This window comes from Nocardia anaemiae NBRC 100462, assembly GCF_001612725.1.
In the GTDB taxonomy this organism is placed as follows: Bacteria; Actinomycetota; Actinomycetes; order Mycobacteriales; family Mycobacteriaceae; genus Nocardia; species Nocardia anaemiae.
Window position 1 is genome coordinate 52227 of the sequence record NZ_BDAZ01000021.1, and the last position, 16500, is coordinate 68726.

At 63.2% G+C, this 16500-nt stretch carries 17 protein-coding genes; 10 read left to right on the forward strand and 7 right to left on the reverse strand.

Annotation, left to right across the window (positions count from 1 at the left end):
- Positions 1 to 8: 8 nt before the first annotated feature.
- The gene (locus NA5_RS14580) at positions 9 to 851 is read right to left on the reverse strand and encodes an enoyl-CoA hydratase/isomerase family protein (protein WP_062986053.1); all 843 of its coding nucleotides are present in this window, start codon (positions 849 to 851) and stop codon (positions 9 to 11) included.
- A 294-nt stretch (positions 852 to 1145) separates the two neighbouring features.
- On the opposite strand from NA5_RS14580, the gene NA5_RS43555 reads away from it, so the two are divergent.
- On the forward strand, positions 1146 to 1703 hold the full coding sequence (locus tag NA5_RS43555; RefSeq protein WP_062986055.1) for a TetR/AcrR family transcriptional regulator: 558 nt from the start codon (positions 1146 to 1148) through the stop codon (positions 1701 to 1703).
- Between the two features lie 344 nt (positions 1704 to 2047).
- On the opposite strand, the gene NA5_RS14590 is transcribed toward NA5_RS43555, so the two are convergent.
- The 3 genes from NA5_RS14590 to NA5_RS14600 all read right to left on the reverse strand — a co-directional run bounded on the left by NA5_RS14590 (position 2048) and on the right by NA5_RS14600 (position 4285).
- Positions 2048 to 2269, reverse strand: coding sequence for a ferredoxin (locus NA5_RS14590; RefSeq protein ID WP_062986057.1), 222 nt, complete (start codon positions 2267 to 2269; stop codon positions 2048 to 2050).
- Positions 2270 to 2290: 21 nt separating this feature from the next.
- Entirely contained in the window at positions 2291 to 3520 is a 1230-nt protein-coding gene (locus NA5_RS14595) for a cytochrome P450 (protein ID WP_062986059.1), read from the reverse strand.
- Positions 3521 to 4084: 564 nt separating this feature from the next.
- Positions 4085 to 4285: a hypothetical protein gene (locus NA5_RS14600; protein WP_062986061.1), complete on the reverse strand. Its 201-nt coding sequence runs from the start codon at positions 4283 to 4285 to the stop codon at positions 4085 to 4087.
- Between the two features lie 2 nt (positions 4286 to 4287).
- Here NA5_RS14600 and NA5_RS14605 point away from each other — a divergent pair, with 2 nt between their 5' ends.
- The 4 genes from NA5_RS14605 to NA5_RS14620 all read left to right on the forward strand — a co-directional run bounded on the left by NA5_RS14605 (position 4288) and on the right by NA5_RS14620 (position 8462).
- Entirely contained in the window at positions 4288 to 5544 is a 1257-nt protein-coding gene (locus NA5_RS14605) for a cytochrome P450 (RefSeq protein ID WP_157110417.1), read from the forward strand.
- 276 nt (positions 5545 to 5820) lie between these two features.
- Positions 5821 to 6609 carry an MBL fold metallo-hydrolase gene (locus tag NA5_RS14610; RefSeq protein ID WP_169811301.1) on the forward strand — a complete coding sequence of 263 codons (789 nt, stop codon included), beginning with the start codon at positions 5821 to 5823 and terminating at the stop codon, positions 6607 to 6609.
- Positions 6610 to 6840: 231 nt separating this feature from the next.
- Positions 6841 to 7521, forward strand: a complete 681-nt coding sequence (locus NA5_RS14615) for a GntR family transcriptional regulator (RefSeq protein ID WP_062986067.1) — start codon at positions 6841 to 6843, stop codon at positions 7519 to 7521.
- Between the two features lie 338 nt (positions 7522 to 7859).
- Entirely contained in the window at positions 7860 to 8462 is a 603-nt protein-coding gene (locus tag NA5_RS14620; protein WP_062986070.1) for a TetR family transcriptional regulator, read from the forward strand.
- A gap of 11 nt (positions 8463 to 8473) precedes the next feature.
- On the opposite strand, the gene NA5_RS14625 is transcribed toward NA5_RS14620, so the two are convergent.
- The 3 genes from NA5_RS14625 to NA5_RS14635 all read right to left on the reverse strand — a co-directional run bounded on the left by NA5_RS14625 (position 8474) and on the right by NA5_RS14635 (position 10532).
- Complete coding sequence (locus NA5_RS14625) at positions 8474 to 9238, reverse strand: alpha/beta fold hydrolase (protein ID WP_062986073.1); 765 nt, start codon at positions 9236 to 9238, stop codon at positions 8474 to 8476.
- Between the two features lie 348 nt (positions 9239 to 9586).
- Positions 9587 to 10072, reverse strand: coding sequence for a FadR/GntR family transcriptional regulator (locus tag NA5_RS14630; RefSeq protein WP_157110418.1), 486 nt, complete (start codon positions 10070 to 10072; stop codon positions 9587 to 9589).
- 31 nt (positions 10073 to 10103) lie between these two features.
- Positions 10104 to 10532, reverse strand: a complete 429-nt coding sequence (locus NA5_RS14635; RefSeq protein WP_062986077.1) for a GntR family transcriptional regulator — start codon at positions 10530 to 10532, stop codon at positions 10104 to 10106.
- 92 nt (positions 10533 to 10624) lie between these two features.
- On the opposite strand from NA5_RS14635, the gene NA5_RS14640 reads away from it, so the two are divergent.
- The 5 genes from NA5_RS14640 to NA5_RS14660 all read left to right on the forward strand — a co-directional run bounded on the left by NA5_RS14640 (position 10625) and on the right by NA5_RS14660 (position 16433).
- The gene (locus NA5_RS14640; protein WP_062986079.1) at positions 10625 to 11842 is read left to right on the forward strand and encodes an FAS1-like dehydratase domain-containing protein; all 1218 of its coding nucleotides are present in this window, start codon (positions 10625 to 10627) and stop codon (positions 11840 to 11842) included.
- Positions 11843 to 12395: 553 nt separating this feature from the next.
- Positions 12396 to 13397 (forward strand): LLM class F420-dependent oxidoreductase, encoded by a 1002-nt coding sequence (locus NA5_RS14645; RefSeq protein ID WP_084484132.1) that lies wholly within the window; start codon positions 12396 to 12398, stop codon positions 13395 to 13397.
- Positions 13398 to 14591, forward strand: a complete 1194-nt coding sequence (locus NA5_RS14650) for an acyl-CoA dehydrogenase family protein (RefSeq protein ID WP_062986083.1) — start codon at positions 13398 to 13400, stop codon at positions 14589 to 14591.
- 125 nt (positions 14592 to 14716) lie between these two features.
- Positions 14717 to 15634, forward strand: coding sequence for a phosphotransferase family protein (locus NA5_RS14655; protein WP_062986085.1), 918 nt, complete (start codon positions 14717 to 14719; stop codon positions 15632 to 15634).
- A gap of 10 nt (positions 15635 to 15644) precedes the next feature.
- Complete coding sequence (locus NA5_RS14660; protein WP_062986087.1) at positions 15645 to 16433, forward strand: SDR family oxidoreductase; 789 nt, start codon at positions 15645 to 15647, stop codon at positions 16431 to 16433.
- The last annotated feature ends 67 nt before the right edge of the window (positions 16434 to 16500 follow it).

A 16500-nucleotide genomic window follows, 5' to 3' on the forward strand; every position in this document is an offset into this window, starting at 1 on the left:
GAGTCGTCTCAGGCGCCCTGACCGATGGTCCGGTTGCCCTGCACGAAGTTGCTCAACCCCTGCTTCGTCGCATCGCTCTGGCTCCGAATGACCAGGTTGGTGATCTGGCAGTAGTCCATCGCCTCGTCCCAGGTCAGATCCTCCATACGCTGGAGAGTCTTCTTGCCCCAGTCGAGGGCCACCGCGTCGAACCCGGCCAGCTGCTCGGCCAGGGCGACCGCCTCGGCGAGCAGTTGATCGTCGGGCACGACCCTGTTGACGATCGCCATGCGGTATGCCTCGTGTGCGTCCACACGGCGAGCGGTGAGAATCAATTCGGCCGCGTGCTTGGGCGCCATGCGCTTCGCAGCGGCGGGCCCAGCCTGCAGCGGGAACCCGCCGAAGCCCATCTCCGGCGCACCAATCTTCGCGGACTCCGCCGCGATCGCCAGGTCGCAGCTGTGAATCAAGGTCGATCCACCGCCGAGCGCATACCCGTTGACCGCGGCGATGAATACCGCACCGTGAGCCCGAATCTGAGCCTGGATCGCCGTCCAGAGGTGCGTCTCCTGGCTGGTCCGATTCGCAAAGAACTCAGCACTTTTCGCCGCTTCGGACAGGTCCATACCGGCGCAGAACGACGGCCCCGTACCAGTCAGGACCACTGCCTTCTTGCCACGCACCTCCTGGAGCGCTTCCTGGAAGCGAGCGAGCGAGTCGAAGCTCATCGCATTGCGCTTCTCCGGACGGTTGATCGTGAGGATCGCGTAATTACCGCGATCATCAACCTGGACCAGTTCCTGATACGGCGTCTGAGGCTTCTCGGTCTTGCCAGTGGAATCCGACATGTAGGTCCTCGCAATCGGCGACATCGCCGATGACCTTGCCGACCAGCCCTGCACAGGCTGCAGCACGCCATCGCGCGGGAAGTTTTGTAGTACGTAATACCGTATACTCTTTAGACCGCCTGTCAATGGGTGTACTCAATGGCATGCGGCGGCCGACGAACGCGCGCGAGACGCCCGAAGGGCGGCCGCGGGTAGGCACCGATCACGCTGCGCACGAACAACCGCTATGTTCGAAAAGGCACAGAGTCGGACGATTCGGTCCTGAGTACCAGGCCGATCCGAAGATCCGAGTCGGGCGGGGCAGGAGAGACGACGAAAATGACGCGGGAGGCGAAGCGCCGTACTCCGAGCCGATGGGGTGAGGGCGCTGTACTGCGCGAGGAGATACTTTCCGCCGCCGCGCGCCTGCTCGCCGAATCCGGCAGGGAGGGCGATCTTTCATTGCGCGCAGTCGCCCGCGAAGTCGGCATCTCCGCACCGAGCATCTACCACCACTTCAAGGACCGCACCGAACTGGTCGCCGAAGTAACACGACGCGCCTACGCGCGGCTGATCGAGGAGTTACAACAAGTCAGTGCGGCCGAGGACGATCCACGCCGGGCACTGCAGGCAATGGCGCAGGTCTACTGCCAGTTCGCCATCGACAATCCCAGGCACTATCGACTGATGTTCGGGATAGAGCGCGTCGAGAACACCGATGAGGACACCCCGTATTCGAACTGGTGCGGGTGTGGAACGAAGCCGTCGCAGCTCACCGCGGCGGTGATCCCCGACTCGAGGAGAACGTCCGAGTCGCCAGGCTCCTTCGTGCCTCATTGCACGGGATCGTCGCGCTGGCCGTGTCCGTACCGTTCCCGATCGATCGACGGACTATGACTGAGACCGCAGACGACCTGCTTACTCTCGCACTTCAGCGCTGACTGCTCCTATCTGGTAACACATTCGCAGACCTGCCGACCAGGAAGTACAGGCGGAAAGGTTCGCGGGTTCCATTGCGTCCCAGCCATTTCGGCTCTCGATTGCAGCTCCTCATCGATTCGGAGCGCTGAGTGGCACGCGGGTACGGATCGAGTTGTGCGGCCTCGGACCACTGGACCGCAGCATGCCCCGACGCGGTGGTGATCTCGGAAACCACTGTCCCGAGCCGGAATTCCACGCCATGACCATCATGAACTCGCACGAGCTCGGGCGGCGGTCACTCCGGCCGCCGAGCGCCACGCTCATGATCCGACCTGGTTCGCCGATGGACTTTGCCCGGTCGGGCGAATCGCCGCAGCCGGGCAGATGACGGCGGCCTCCGGCACAGCGTCGTGCTGATCAAGGCCAGGAGTGTCCTGCCGCAGGATCACGATGCCAGCGTCATCCTGATCGAAGACCTCCGGTGCGGTCATGACGCATTGTCCCGATCTGACACATCTCAGCCGGTCGACTTCCACGTGCACGAGCGGTTCTCCTTCGACCGGCTACCAGGTGACCGGGAGTTCGTAGACCCCATACACGATCCCGTCGTGCTTGAAACTCACCTGCTCGACATCGGTAGCCAAGGCGAGAGTCGGAATACGCGAGTACAGGGACTTGTACGCGATCTGCAATTCGAGACGTGCCAGGGGTTGCCCCAGGCATTGATGAATGCCGAAGCCGAACGCGATGTGGCGGCGGGCATCTCGGGTGTTATCCAAGCGGTCGGGATCCGGGAACGCCTCGGGGTCACGGTTCGCGATGTCGTTGGCGACGATCACCCCATCCCCCGCACGAATTGTGTGCCCATCGATCTCGATATCCTCCAGTGCGACGCGACGACGTCCGGAATGGGTGATGCTCAGGTACCGCAACAACTCCTCGACCGCCCGCTCGACCACGTTCGGTTCGTCGCTGTCGCGGATCAGCACGAGCTGATCCGGATTTTGCAGCAGGGCAACGGTTCCCAGCGAAATCATGTTTGCGGTGGTCTCATGGCCCGCACTCAGCAGCAGCGTGCCCATCTGGGCGGCCTCTCGCCGGGTCAACTCTCCGGTTGCGACACGCTCGGTCGCCAGCATGGAGAGGACATCGTCGGCCGGGTCGGCCAACTTGGCTGTCAGCAAATCGTCGAGATAATCAGTGAGCGTCTCCGTCGCGTCGAGCACCTCATCGGGACTCGAATCGCGCCGAACGATCACCCTGGTGTTGGTCTGGAACAGCTCGTGATCCGCGTACGGGACGCCCAGCAACGCGGAGATGATCAGCCTCGGAACCGGCAGCGCGAACACCTCCACCAGATCGACAGGCTTCGGGCCGGCCAACATCCCATCGATGAGATCGTCGACGATCCTCTGTACCTCCGGCCGCATCGCCCGCATTCGCTTGACAACGAACGGCCCGGTCACCATCCGACGCATTCGCGCATGTTCCGGATCATCCATTTGCAGGAAGGTCCGGCGAACCTGGTCACTTGCCTTGCCACCCGGACTGCGGCGCGGGAAGAGCGTCCGGGTCGAATCGGAACTGATCCTCGGATCGCTCAGCAAGGCACGCGCGTGATCGTGGCGAGTGATCAGCCATGGTGCACTGCCATCCCAGATCCGCACGCGAGACACCGGATGTTCCGGCAACAGCGCTCGCAGCGCGGGCGGCGGATCGAATGGGCACCCTGCCGCGCGCGGCGAAGGATGTTCAGGCCGAACAGGATTGGCATCAGTGAGGATTTCGGTCACCTGTCACCTCCGGAAGGAGAGGAGCGATACCCTACTTGCCTAACAGTGTTAGTACATATTCGCGACGACAAGACCGAGCCGAGCGGGCTAGCTAGCCCGCCGTTACACAGCCTTCGAACCACTTACGCCAGAGCGCTTTTCACTGATCATCCCCACCATCGGCAACGTCGCGGCGGCAGCGGCGGCCACGCGCCGGCACCTCCCGGAGAACAAGTAGGCAAACACGGGCCGGATTGATCTCCCCTGCAGCGGCCGTGAACAGACAGGCCCACCGGCGAGAGCCCCCGGCAGACCAGTTCGGTCATCGTTCGACGGCCAGCGTTGTTCGCCGCACCGCGTCGGCAATTACAAAACCACCGGACGAGCACACCCACGGTTTGCACCTTAGGCGCACTCAATTGCATGGGCAGAACACAGGGATGAGGTCGCGATGCGCCCTTCCAATGCCTGGCCAGGACCTATTTTCAGAACATGTCATGACGGTATGGCAGCCAGACTTGACGCTTATGAGTATCCTGATTTGTACCGCGGTGCTGCTGCCTCTTCCGGGCGCGCGGTGCGCGGTCACCGAGATGAGAGGGCACGGACGTGACGGTTGGACAGTCGTTGCAGATTCGACCGTTGCACGGCGTCGGCACAGCGTCCGGTCGCGGTGCGCGGTACGCCGAAGAGCTCCGGGCATGCCATACCACCCCAGGAGCGGTAGGCCGTCCCCTCGAACCGCTCGATAACCGAGCTGAAAACGTAGTCGAGAAAGGGAACCATCCGTGACGACCCCGCAGGCCGCAGCTTCGACGTCGGCAATACCCGCACACGTCCCACCTGAACTCGTCGTGGACTACGACCCGCAGAACGGTCCGGAGGTCATGGCGTTTCCCCCTGCCGCTCTCAACGCCTTCCGGGACAAGCCGATCTTCTACACGCCCTTCGGCGGCGGGTTCTGGGTACTGACGCGATTCAACGACATCAGAGATGCCTTCCAGAACTACACGGCATTCCCGCAATGGGGGACGGTGACGCCCAACTGGACGGGGCGCCAACACATCCCGCTGCGACTCAACCCGCCTGAGCATCACAAGTACCGCCGGATGCTGATGCCGATGTTCTCACCGAACCGGCTGAAGAGTCTCGAGTCCATCATCCGGCGGACTGCGCACGAACGACTGGCCCGCATCGCACCGACTGGCCGATGCGAATTCATGAGCGACTTCGCTCTGCTACTGCCGGCGGCGACTTACTGTCACCTCCTGGGACTCCCACCGGAGCACTTCGCGCACTTCAACCAGTTGTCCTACGATCTGGTGTTCGGTGCCGAAGATGTGCGACGGACACAGGGAGCGGGGGCAGGCGCGGCGTTCCGGAAGAACGTGGTGGAGCAGATCGATCAGATCATCACCGAGGTCATCCAACAGCGGCGCGAGGATCCCGGCGACGACATCATCAGTTTCCTGGTCGAGGCCGAACTCGATGGGAGCCGGCTCAGCGACGAGGACATCCTCAATATCGCTTCCCTTCTGTTCTTCGCGGGAACCGACTCCACCGGCTCGATGATCGGGTATTCCATGGGATTCCTCGCCAAGAACCCCGAGTACCGGCAGGAGTTGCTCGATGATCCGGCGATCATCCCGGATGCCGTCGAGGAGCTGATCCGCTTCCACGGCTTCCACCACAATGTCCGCGACGTCGCCGAGGACATCGAAATCGCCGGCGTCCAACTCAAAGCCGGCGACCGAATCCTGGTGCACACCGGCGGGGCCAACCATGACCCGGAAGCGTTCGAGAATCCCGATAAAGTCGACTTCAGTCGTTTCGAAACCAGTCACCTGACATTCGGGACCGGTATCCACCGCTGTCTCGGCGCCCCCCTTGCGAAGTTGCAGCTGCGGATAGCCCTCGAAGAGTTCAATTCCGCCATCCCGGACTACCGGTTGCCGGAGGGGCAGGCCATCAAGTACGTCGGCGGGCAGAGCAAGGTCCAGCCGAGTCTGATACCACTCGAATTCACACCTCGCGACATCTCGTAGTGCACGGGCCATCGGCCCATCGAACCTCTGCCCACGTCCCGATTGCGAAATCGGGCTCGGGGCAGCCTGATTCACTCATTGAACGCGTGGACCCGGTTGCCCACAGCAACCGGGTCCACGACGGCGATGCCACACCGCGGAAGCCGTTGTATTTCGACCGATATTCGAGGAGACGAACTGATGGTCGGCCCCATAGACATCCATCCACTTCGCCAGGATCCTGTCTCAGCGAATGCGATCAATACGGTCGAGGTCGGACAGCTGAGGCTTATCGCAATGTCCGATGGCTTTTTCCGTGTTCCCGAGCGCTTTCTCGGCACAGCCGAATCGCCGACCGCCGGTTACGACCACCTCGCCAACGAGCAGGGCAGTGACGTGCGGCTGCCGATCGGATGCTTCCTTGTCCCTGGCGAACGCAACACGCTCATCGACCTGGGGGCAGGGCCAACCGATCTCGGAGGACGAGGCCTTCTGATCGGGGGACTCCTGCTCGAACACCTGGCGGCAATGGGTATGGCGCCGAGCGCGATCCATGCGATAGCACTCAGTCATCTTCATGCTGACCACATTGGATGGCTTGCCGACGCAGCTGGAAGGCCGACATTCCCGAATGCCACCGTCTATCTAGGCCGTAGAGACTGGGAATACTTCGTGACCGGTGGCGCCGATCCGGCACCCGCGCCTCATCTCCTACACGCACTGCAGCAACTCGATCACGCGGGCAGAATCGAGCTCCTCGATAGCGAGACAGACATCGCACCGGGTGTGCGGAGCTTGCCCGCACCCGGCCATACGCCAGGACACACCTTCTACACCGTGCACGACCGCGGGGAGCGGGTGACTCTCGTAGGCGATGCCCTGTACTGCCCTGGGCAAATGCTCAGGCCGGATTGGCGCGCAGTTTCGGATGTCGACACCCGGCTGGCGACCGAAACCCTGTACCAACTCATTCGAGATCTAGCCGACTGCGGCGGCACTGCCCTCGGCTGCCATTTCCCTGGGCTGTTGGCCAGCGGATCGGATGGGCAGCGGCCAGCTGCCAAGGCTGCGGGCACAGCCCACTGAAGCCGATTCGCGTTGTCGCCGTGCTCCGGACAAGCATCATCAGCTGTTCGCTCTCGGATGGACGACGCCGAGAGTTCTGCGCCGGTTCGGCCCGGACCGTGACCTACTGCTGAACAGCTCGCCGTGGCGGATCGGCAGCCCATGGAAGCCTGATCGGTACGCTTGTCGATCGACACGATGACCGCGTTCCCTCCGTCTCCGGGACCGGCGCGTCTGGGAGAGGTATCGAGAATGACGGATTTGCGCATTCAACGTCCGGAGCGCCTCCTGCGTGACCGGGTGACCGACACACTGCGCAAGGCCGTCCTCGACGGCGTATTCAACCCCGGCGACCGTCTCACCGAACGCCAGCTTGTCGAACTCACGGGCGTCAGCCGCACGTCACTACGTGAAGGACTCCGGCAGCTCCAGGCCGAGGGCCTGGTCGAGCCCGCGCCCGGCAGAGGGCTGCAGGTCGTTCTTCTCAGTGAAGCCGAGCTCGCAGAACTGTTCGAAGTCCGCGAATACCTCGAGAGTGCCGCCGTGGAACTGTTCATCGCCAATGCCTCCGGCGAACAAGTCACAGCTCTCGTACGTCATTTCGCGGACTCCCCCGGCCACAACGACAACGCAACCAACCCGTCGTCCGCTTACTACGAGATCCTCTTCACCGGCGCGGGAAACGCACTCCTAAAGCAACTGTTCGGGTCGATCACGGCTCGAATTGTCATAATGCAGAACCTGTCGATCCGTTCCCCGGGCAGAGCCGAGGAAAGCCGGCGAGAGGCCGAGCAGACCGTGGCGTGGATCGAAGCACGGGACTCCGCTCGCGCTGTGCAAGCGGCTCGCCACCATGTACGGATGGCCAAGGAATCAGCGCTTCAGGCACTCCGTGCAAAGATCGCCCAGCCAGCGGCGACACAACCCGGATAAGCTCTCGACCGGCACTACGGCAGACTATCCAATCGTTCAGTTCCCCGAACCCGACGCGTGGACTGTCGCAAGCGGCTGGGCTGTGCGCGCGGCCGGAGCGCGATCTCGATAGACGTCGGCCCATCAAGTGCTCCGAGGTCTTCTGGAACAGATCGACCACTGTCTGCTGGGGCACCAGAAAGGCCGAGGGTGCCCAGGATCCTCCCGTTGCTTGGTACCGGTGGGGCTCTCCCGGCCCGTGTTCCCGGCCGGGGAGCACCCGTCCCCGATGACATTGCGAGAAGATGCGCCCGGCCGTGGCCGTAGGCTGAGAACACGCCCGATCACAGGAGGTTTCCTTGCCCGTCCGCACGACCCGACGTGAGCGACAGAAGGCCGCGACACGGGAGGAACTTCGCGCCGTCGCGATCGATGCGTTTCTGACACAGGGCTACCACGAAGCCAACATCACCGAAATCGCCGAGCGGGCCGGGGTTTCGGAGCGCACCTTCTATCGCTACTTCCCGACGAAAGAATCCGTCGCGCTCGATTGGATCGACGAAACCGCACCGACAGTGCACGAGATGCTGCGTCGGCAACGGCCTGCCGTGGCCCCGAGCGATGCCCTCTGCGAGGCTTTGATCGCCGCGACACCGCTCTCTCGAGAGGGCACCCTGCACGACCCGATCCTGTCGCTGATCTTCTCGACCCCCCGGCTATTGACTGCCTACTACGAGCATGCGAGAACCTGGGAAGCGGATGTCGCCGAAGTGCTGGCGGAACGTCTGGGTACGGATGTCCGATCCGATCCCCGTCCAACGCTGTGGTCGGCCATGGGTTTCGCGATCGCCCACAAGGTGGCGCAGGAAAGCGCTGCGCTGGGCGAGAACCTCGACTATCCGAGCCTGTTGCGCCAGCGATTCGCCGAGGCCGCAGAGTTCTTCCGCGGCCTTGGCGGCTGACGAAGGGTTGCTCAGGCAATCTGCGGCCTCGCGTTCACTTCCGCCGCGCCTTCTACGATTCGAGCGATCAGCCGAGGGTGAGTCGCGATCATGTTGTGCCCGGCCGAGACCACCACTTCCTCGATCTCATTGCCCAGGTTGTGAATGATCTGCGCGGCGAGTTCGGGACCGACCGCGACGTCTCGTTCACCGCGCACGTAGATCGTCCGGACCCGCGGCATGCCGGACCGGTCGACAGGCGTCGTGATCGGCAGCGGCGGCTCCGGCGCCAAACGACGCAGCCACGGATCGATCTCATCCGGGGGCAGGTCTTCGAGACCAAGCATGTAGCAGGCCACTTCGAATGGAGGAACAGGGAACAAACCTCCCGCATCGAGCACCGCACCGGGATCGGCAGGGTTCAACAACTGTGCCACCGTCTGTCCCTCGGCGGGCCCCAACGCAGCGACGAACACCATCGCGTGGACACAGTCCCCCAGCGCCGCCGCGAGCCCCGGAAGCGTGAGACCGCCGAGCGAATGGCCAACCAAAATCAGGCGTCCGGCATCCAGATCGGACGCCTGCGCGGCTGCCGAGGACACCCAGTCCTCCAAAGTTATGGACAGAAGCTGCTCGGAGCTCGCGCCACGCCCTGGAAGATCGACAGCAACCGACGGGAAGGTCAGCTCTCGTCGAAGGTTGTCCCAACACCAGCCACCATGCAGGCCACCGTGAACGAGAATGACTCCCAAATCACCGGTCCCACCATCGCAGTTATCGAGCTCGGATGTACCCATACTCCGCTTTCCTTGATTCTCGGTGGCACGCCTCGAAACAAGCATCAGCCATCCAGATTGGTGCGACGGCATTTTCGAAGTACATGACGACACCGCCGAACTACGGGGGAAGGGGAAGGATGCGCGCTCAGCCGAAACCAACCGGACATACTTCTGCCAACGGCACCGATCGGCACAGGAAAGCCCTGTGCTCGAGCAGGTTTCGGGTTCGAGCCTGATCACGACCACGATCGGCAATGCGACGTTGTCGCCGACGATAACGACCGTGGCACGCCCTTCGCCGCAACTACCTGTTTCGGCAATTAGGGATACTCTACAGCTTGTTTGGATTCGCGTCCCCAGATCTGGCTAACCAGGTTCGGGGACGCCGCCGGAATCACGATCCACCCGCTCGCCGGCCTCGAGGTACCTGCCGATCCCCTGCAGGTGCCGCAGCATCCGATGCTTGGCGAGAGACGCGTCCTTGGCGATGATCGCGTCGACAATCCGGCCGTGTGCGTGCCGGACGGCCGACTGACGACCTTCCACCGCATCCTGCTCGACGGGTTTGATCTCGGGTGTCAACCGCGCCATGACCTCGAGAAACACCCGCAGCGCCGGATTACCGGTCAGATCGGCGATCAGCAGATGCAGACTGTTGCTTCCCAGGTGCCCACCGGACTCCTGAAGATGCTCCTCCCGAGCAAGCGCCTCGCGCAACATGACAACGCCGTCTTCGTCTATCCGCTCGGCAGCGAGCTCGACGATTGTCAACTCCACGGCACGCCGAGCCTCGAAAATGTCCCGCGGGCAGGCCTCGTGAAATTGCAGATACATCGCCGCCGACCTGGCCACCGACGCAGCATGTCATGCGGTTCGGTGACCATCAGCCCCCGCCTGGTCCGCGCCGCATACGACCGATCTCGTCACGTTCCAAGAGCCGCACCGCTTCTCGGAACACCGCACGACTGACACCGAGCTCGGCCACCAACTCGGGCTCCGACCCGATAATCGCACCAACCGGGTAGCGAAGATCAGCGATCCGAGCAATCAGCTTCTTCGCGACCACCTCGGCAAGTTTGACTGCGGATTCACCAGCATCCCGCCGCACGGCACCTGTCGGCAGAAGACCGTCGGCGAGCGCCTTCGCGCCATCCTCACACACTTGCGCCCCCGGATTCCGCAGATCGCCGCGGCGGTCGACACCCACCGATTCCGCGACACCGACAACGCCGACCAGCACCGCCCGCCCGGTGGACAACTCCCCCAGCTGGTCGGTGCGGGCCGGAACCAATTCCTCGGAACAACCCGACACACACATCGATAACCATAATTTAGTGTACTCTTCCCTTGGTGCCGTGTCGGCGAGTTCGTAGCCCGGCCGAGTGAGATGCGATTGGAGTAGGTATGTCTGATGGTTTGATTCATGGTGATATCACCGAGGAATCCCTGGCCAAGATGCGAGCACGGATCGGGACCCCGAACCCCACCCTGCGTACCGGGTTCGTCGACTGGCCCTGGAACGAAACAGCCAGCATCGACTCCATCCGCCAATACACCCACGGATACGGCGACCTCAACCCCCTCTACACCAACCCCGAATACGCCGCTGGCACCCGTTGGGGAACAGTCATCGCCCCACCTGGATACGAATGGACCATGGGCGTCGACCGATCCCCCACCGTCGGCGACGAACTCCGCGAAGCCACCCGCGGAGCCCTACGCGGAGTCCACCTGTTCAACGCCGGCCACGAAGGCTGGTACTACCGGCCCATCACCCCCGGAACCCGCCTCTACCGCAGCAGCGTCCTCGCCGACGTCCAAGTCAAAAAATCCGAATTCGCCGGCACCTCCGCCATCGCCACCAACGAACACCGCTGGTACGACGAGGACGGCACCACCTACGCTATCCGACGCCCCTGGTACATCCACGCCGAACGCAAAAAAGTCGACTCCGACAACAAATACGCCAAAGACCAACGCGCCCACTACACCGACGCCGAAATCGACGCGATCGACGCCGCCTACGACGCCGAATACATCCGCGGCGACGACACCCTCTACTACGAAGACGCTCAAATCGGCACGCAACTACCACCCATGGTCAAAGGCCCTCTCACCATCACCGACCTCATGAACTTCTTCATGGGCGCCGGCTGGTACGGCTACGGCTTCCCCGCCCTGCGCCTCGCCCGCGAAAACCGACGCACCCTCCGAGGCTTCTACAGCCGCAACGACTTCAACTCCTGGGACGCCATCATGCGCATCCACTGGGAAGACCACACCGCCCGCGACATCGGAGTCCCCGCCGCGTACGACATCGGCCCCATCCGCTGGACCTGGCTCACCCACTACTGCACCAACTACGCCGGCAACAACGGCTGGGTCTTCAACGTCCGCGCCGAATTCCGCCGCTTCAACTACATCGGCGACACCACCTGGATCACCGGCCACATCACCGGCAAACGCATCGACCCACAACACGGCCCCCTCATCGAACTCCAACTCACCGGCACCAACCAACGCCAACAACAAAACATCCGAGGCACCGCCACCATCCTCCTCCCCTCCCACCAACACGGGCCCGTCCAACTCCCCACCCACCAACCACAGAAGACCCACTGAACCACCGACTTGTTCGGGATGGTGGTACTGCATTCGCGGCATCACCATCTCGCCTACTCACCCGGAACCTCGACCCGAGTCGCAGACGGACACGCCATCCGCTCCTCGGACTTCAAAGATGTTTCGTCAGAACGACTCTCGCGCCTCGATACGTTGTTCTATCTCAGCTATTCCGCGCAGGATCATCGCGCTGACAGCATCCGCTTCGGCTGCGCCGGCGGCCGTCTGCGCGCGTGCACGGTTGGTTGGCGTGAGTTCCGGCGCTGTGGCCACCACTGGGCCTTGCGATCAACTCGGGTTGCCGGGCGAGCAGCCGCTCGCTGACGACGGCGGATCGGATTGAAGCCCCAGACAGCAGCCAACTCTTTTCCAAGCAACTCCGCAGCAATACAGTATGCTGTTCACTTCGCCTTCCGTGAAGGCGCTTCATCAAAATGCTCGATTTACTCTGACAATTGTTCAAACCTCCTCCGAGCCCACATAGTACAGGCTACTCTTTTACCCAGCCGCTCCGATTCAGCGGCCGCCGCCAAACGATGAAGTGGGAGGTCTGGTGGGCGTCACGACATGGGGATTCAGCGTTCCCTTTCAAGGGCTGACGTTGCCCGAACACACCGATTTCTGGTCGGAACTGGCCGACCACGGGTACGGCAGTGTTTGGACCTCAGAGTCCGCGAGTACGGACGCAATCACCCCGCTGGGACTGGCCGCAGCCGAACCCCGCCTGGACCTCGGATGCGCGGTGGTCTCGACGTTCACCCGCGCGCCGTCGGTACTTGCCGTCACCGCGGCCACCCTCGCACGGGTCGCCCCTGGGCGCGTGCGATTCGGACTGGGGGCGTCGTCCCCGAACATCGTCTCCGGCTGGAACGGAATCGCGTTCGACCAGCCCTATTCAAAGACCCGCGATGTACTGCGATTTCTCCGGCAAGCGCTGGCAGGAGAACGTGTGCGGGACCACTTCGACACGTTCAGTTCGAACGGGTTCCGGCTCGTCGACCCGCCGAGTCAGCCACCAGAGTTGTTGCTTGCCGCGCTCAGGCCGCGCATGCTGGCCCTGGCAGGAGACGAAGCGGACGGCGTCATCCTCAACTGGGTGAGCGCGAGCGACGTGCGGCGACTGGTCGACGAGGTCCGCTCACGCAATCCGAAGGCCCGGATTGTCGATCGCATAATGGTCTGTCCCACAGAAGATTTCAACTTGGTACACAAGACGCTGGCGCCTATCGTGGCGGCCTATCTCTCCACTCCGGTGTATCGAAAGTTCTACGAATGGCTCGGTCACGCCTCGTGGGTGGATCCGGTCGCGAGCGCGTGGGAACAAGGCGAGCGGTCGGCAGCGATCGCCGCCGTTCCTGACGAGCTGATCGACGCGGTGTGCGTCTGGGGCACTCCTGAGCGCTGCCGATCCGGGCTGTCGGCCTACGCGGATGCGGGTGTCACAGACCCGGTACTGGCACTGGTCAGCTCCACTCCGGTCGACAGAAGCACCGTGGCAAAGCTATTGCCAGGCGATCTCGATCGCCAAACCCATGCGGGAAAGGACAACAGGTAGATGGCATACGTGGTACCCGAACGGATACGTCCACTGCGCGAACAGGTTCGACGATTCGTCGACGATCGGATCATCCCGCACGAGCGGCTCCTGCTGCGTGGCGGCGACGAAGCGGACGCGTTACGCACCAAGCTGATTACCGAGGCCAAGTCCGAGGGTCTCTGGGCAATGGGTCATCCCGCCGAAATCGGCGGGCGCGGTCTGCCCTGGCTCGACTACGCCTACGTCAATGAAGTCATCGGCCGGTCCGATCCGGCGATGCACATATTCGGTTCCTATTCTGTGCAGACGTGTCTGATGCTGGACAAGGCCGTCACCGACAGTCAGCGCTCGCAGATTCTGCTGCCGGCGGTGCAGGGCGAGTTCCATGTCGCGTTCGCGGTGACCGAACCAGGTGCAGCCAGCTCCGATCCCACGACCATCACCACCACTGCCCGCCTCGAAGGTGACGAATGGGTCATCAACGGCCGCAAGTGGTACACGAGCGCGGCGCGCACGTCCGACTGGATTTGCGTCATGTGCCGCACGGAATCCGACGACGCGCCACGACACGAGCGGTTCTCGATGATCCTGGTACCGAGTTCGGCGCCTGGCTACACAATCGAACGTGACGTCTTCGTCATGGGCCTGAACTCCAATCATCCCGAATGCAGCTACACCGATGTGCGAGTCCCGCGGGAAAACCTGCTCGGTGAACGCGGACAAGGCTTCTCGCTGTTCCAGACCCGGCTCGGGCCGGCGCGCCTGACGAACTGCATGCGCTGGCTGGGTCAGGCGCAGCGCGCGTTCGACCTCATGTGCGATCGCATCAACACCCGGCAGGTTCGAGGTGGTGTTCTCGCTGACAAGCAACTCATGCAGCACTACGTCTACCAGTCCTACACCGACATCCACACCGCGCGGATGATGGTGCTCGACGCAGCCGAGAAGATGGATGCGGGCCAGCAAGCCCGCGTCGAGATCAGTGCGGTGAAGACATACGCCGCGAACATGCTGCAGCGGGTCCTCGATCGAGCGGTACAGGTGCACGGTGCACTGGGGGTCTGCGACGACACCCCGCTCGAGCAGATGTACCGGATGGCACGCATCTACCGGATCGTCGACGGTCCGGACGAGGTGCACATCGAGCGAGTGGGCAAGACCATCTTGAAGCAGTACGCGGAAGGCCGCGGTTGGGACTTCGCGACGAAATGACGGCCGAAGCGAATTCGCGAAACGACGAGAACCGCAGGACGGCAGTAGATCTCGCTGAGCTGACGGACCGAATTGACGCGGCGGCCGCACAGTCAGGGGCCGGGCGTCTGACACATCTCGAGCGAATGGCCGGAGGAGCATCGGGACTGACGTACCGGGCAACTCTGACCGGACCGGCCGGAACTACGGTCGTGATCGTCAAGGTCGCCCCACCTGGTCTGGCCCCCACCAAGAATCGCGATGTGCTGCGGCAGGCGCGTGCGATCTCCGGACTGGCGACGATTCCCGAGGTACGCGTGCCGCGTGTTCTGTTCGTCCACGAAGGCGAACCACCAAGTGTGCCACCGCTGTTCGCGATGTCGTTCGAACCGGGAGAGTGTCTGGAGCCGATCTTCGGATACGGCCCGCTGCCCTCGCCGACCGAGGTGTGCAACCGGGTTATGGCGGCTGCGCGGATGCTCGGCGCCCTGCACCGTGTGAGCCCGAATGAAATCGGCCTGGGAGACGAGTCGGTCATCGCACTGACCGCGGAGATCGACAAGTGGGTGGGCGCATTCAGCACCGTCCCCGAGGAATTTCGCGGCAGGGCGGACGAGGCGGCTGCGCTACTGCGGGCTGACGTACCTGAGCAATCCCGCACATCGCTGGTGCACGGCGATTACCGTCTCGGCAATATGCTGTGCCAGGGCGGCGAGGTCAACGCGATCGTCGACTGGGAGCTGTGGGCCATGTCCGACCCACGCCTGGATCTGGGCTGGTTCCTCCTGCACCATGACACCGCGGGCAACCCTCATCAGCAATGCACGGCGCCCGGGATGCCGTCGGTCGACCGCATCGTGGCCACGTATGAGGAGTCCTCCCGCACGACGGTGACGGACCTGGCGTGGTTCGCCGCGCTGGTCCGGTTCAAACAGGCCTCCGCGGGTGCGCTGCTGCTCAAACGAAAGCCGCTGCGCCCAGACAGCGACGAATTGCGCGTGCAGGCGCAACGACTGCGTACCGAAGTCGACCAGTCGATTTCGATGCTGTCCTCTGCTCGATGAAGGAGTGATTATGGAGCGGGTCCTCGTCACAGGTTGCTCGACCGGCATCGGCCGAGAGGTGGCAATAGAGTTGACACGCAAGGGATATGAGGTGGTGGCGACCGCCCGCGACAAGGCACAACTGGCCGATCTCGATGTCGCGCAACGGCTCTGCCTGGACGTGACCGACGATGCGTCAGTGGCCGCAGCGGTCGAAGCGGCCGGACCGATCGATGTTCTGATCAACAACGCGGGAATCAGCGTATGGGGGCCGATCGAGACCACACCACTCGATGCGGTGCAGTCGATCTTCGAGACGAATGTGCTGGGCGTGGTGCGCGTGACTCAGGCGTTCCTGCCGGCGATGCGCGAACGCGGCCGGGGCGCCGTGGTCAATATGTCGTCGGCCGCAGGGCGCACCCGCGCCCGGCCGATACTCGGCTGGTACTCCGCGACCAAACATGCTCTGGAGGTGCTGACCGAGGTATTGCGTTGGGAGGTAGGACATCTCGGAATCCGAGTGATCCTCATCGAACCCGGGGCGGTCGAGTCCAACTTCCCGCAGAACCGGAAGGTCGCCGGTCTGGACCGGCCGCCCTACGACGAGATCGGCCGTCGTTTCATGGCCACGGTCGCGGCACAGCGAACGACGCCCTACCCCGCCTCAGAGGTGGCGGCGGTAGTGGTCCAGGCGCTGGCCGAGGAGACTCCCCGGCTCCGGTGGTACGGCAGCCCGGATGCCGAAGAGCTCATCGAGAAGAGTCTGTCCGCCACCGACGAAGAGACCGAGCGCGCCATGCGTTCGATGTTGAATTCGTAGCCATGGACCAGGACATCCACTGCGGTGCAAGTGAATTCACCGACCGGCCACGGTTCGAATGTCGACA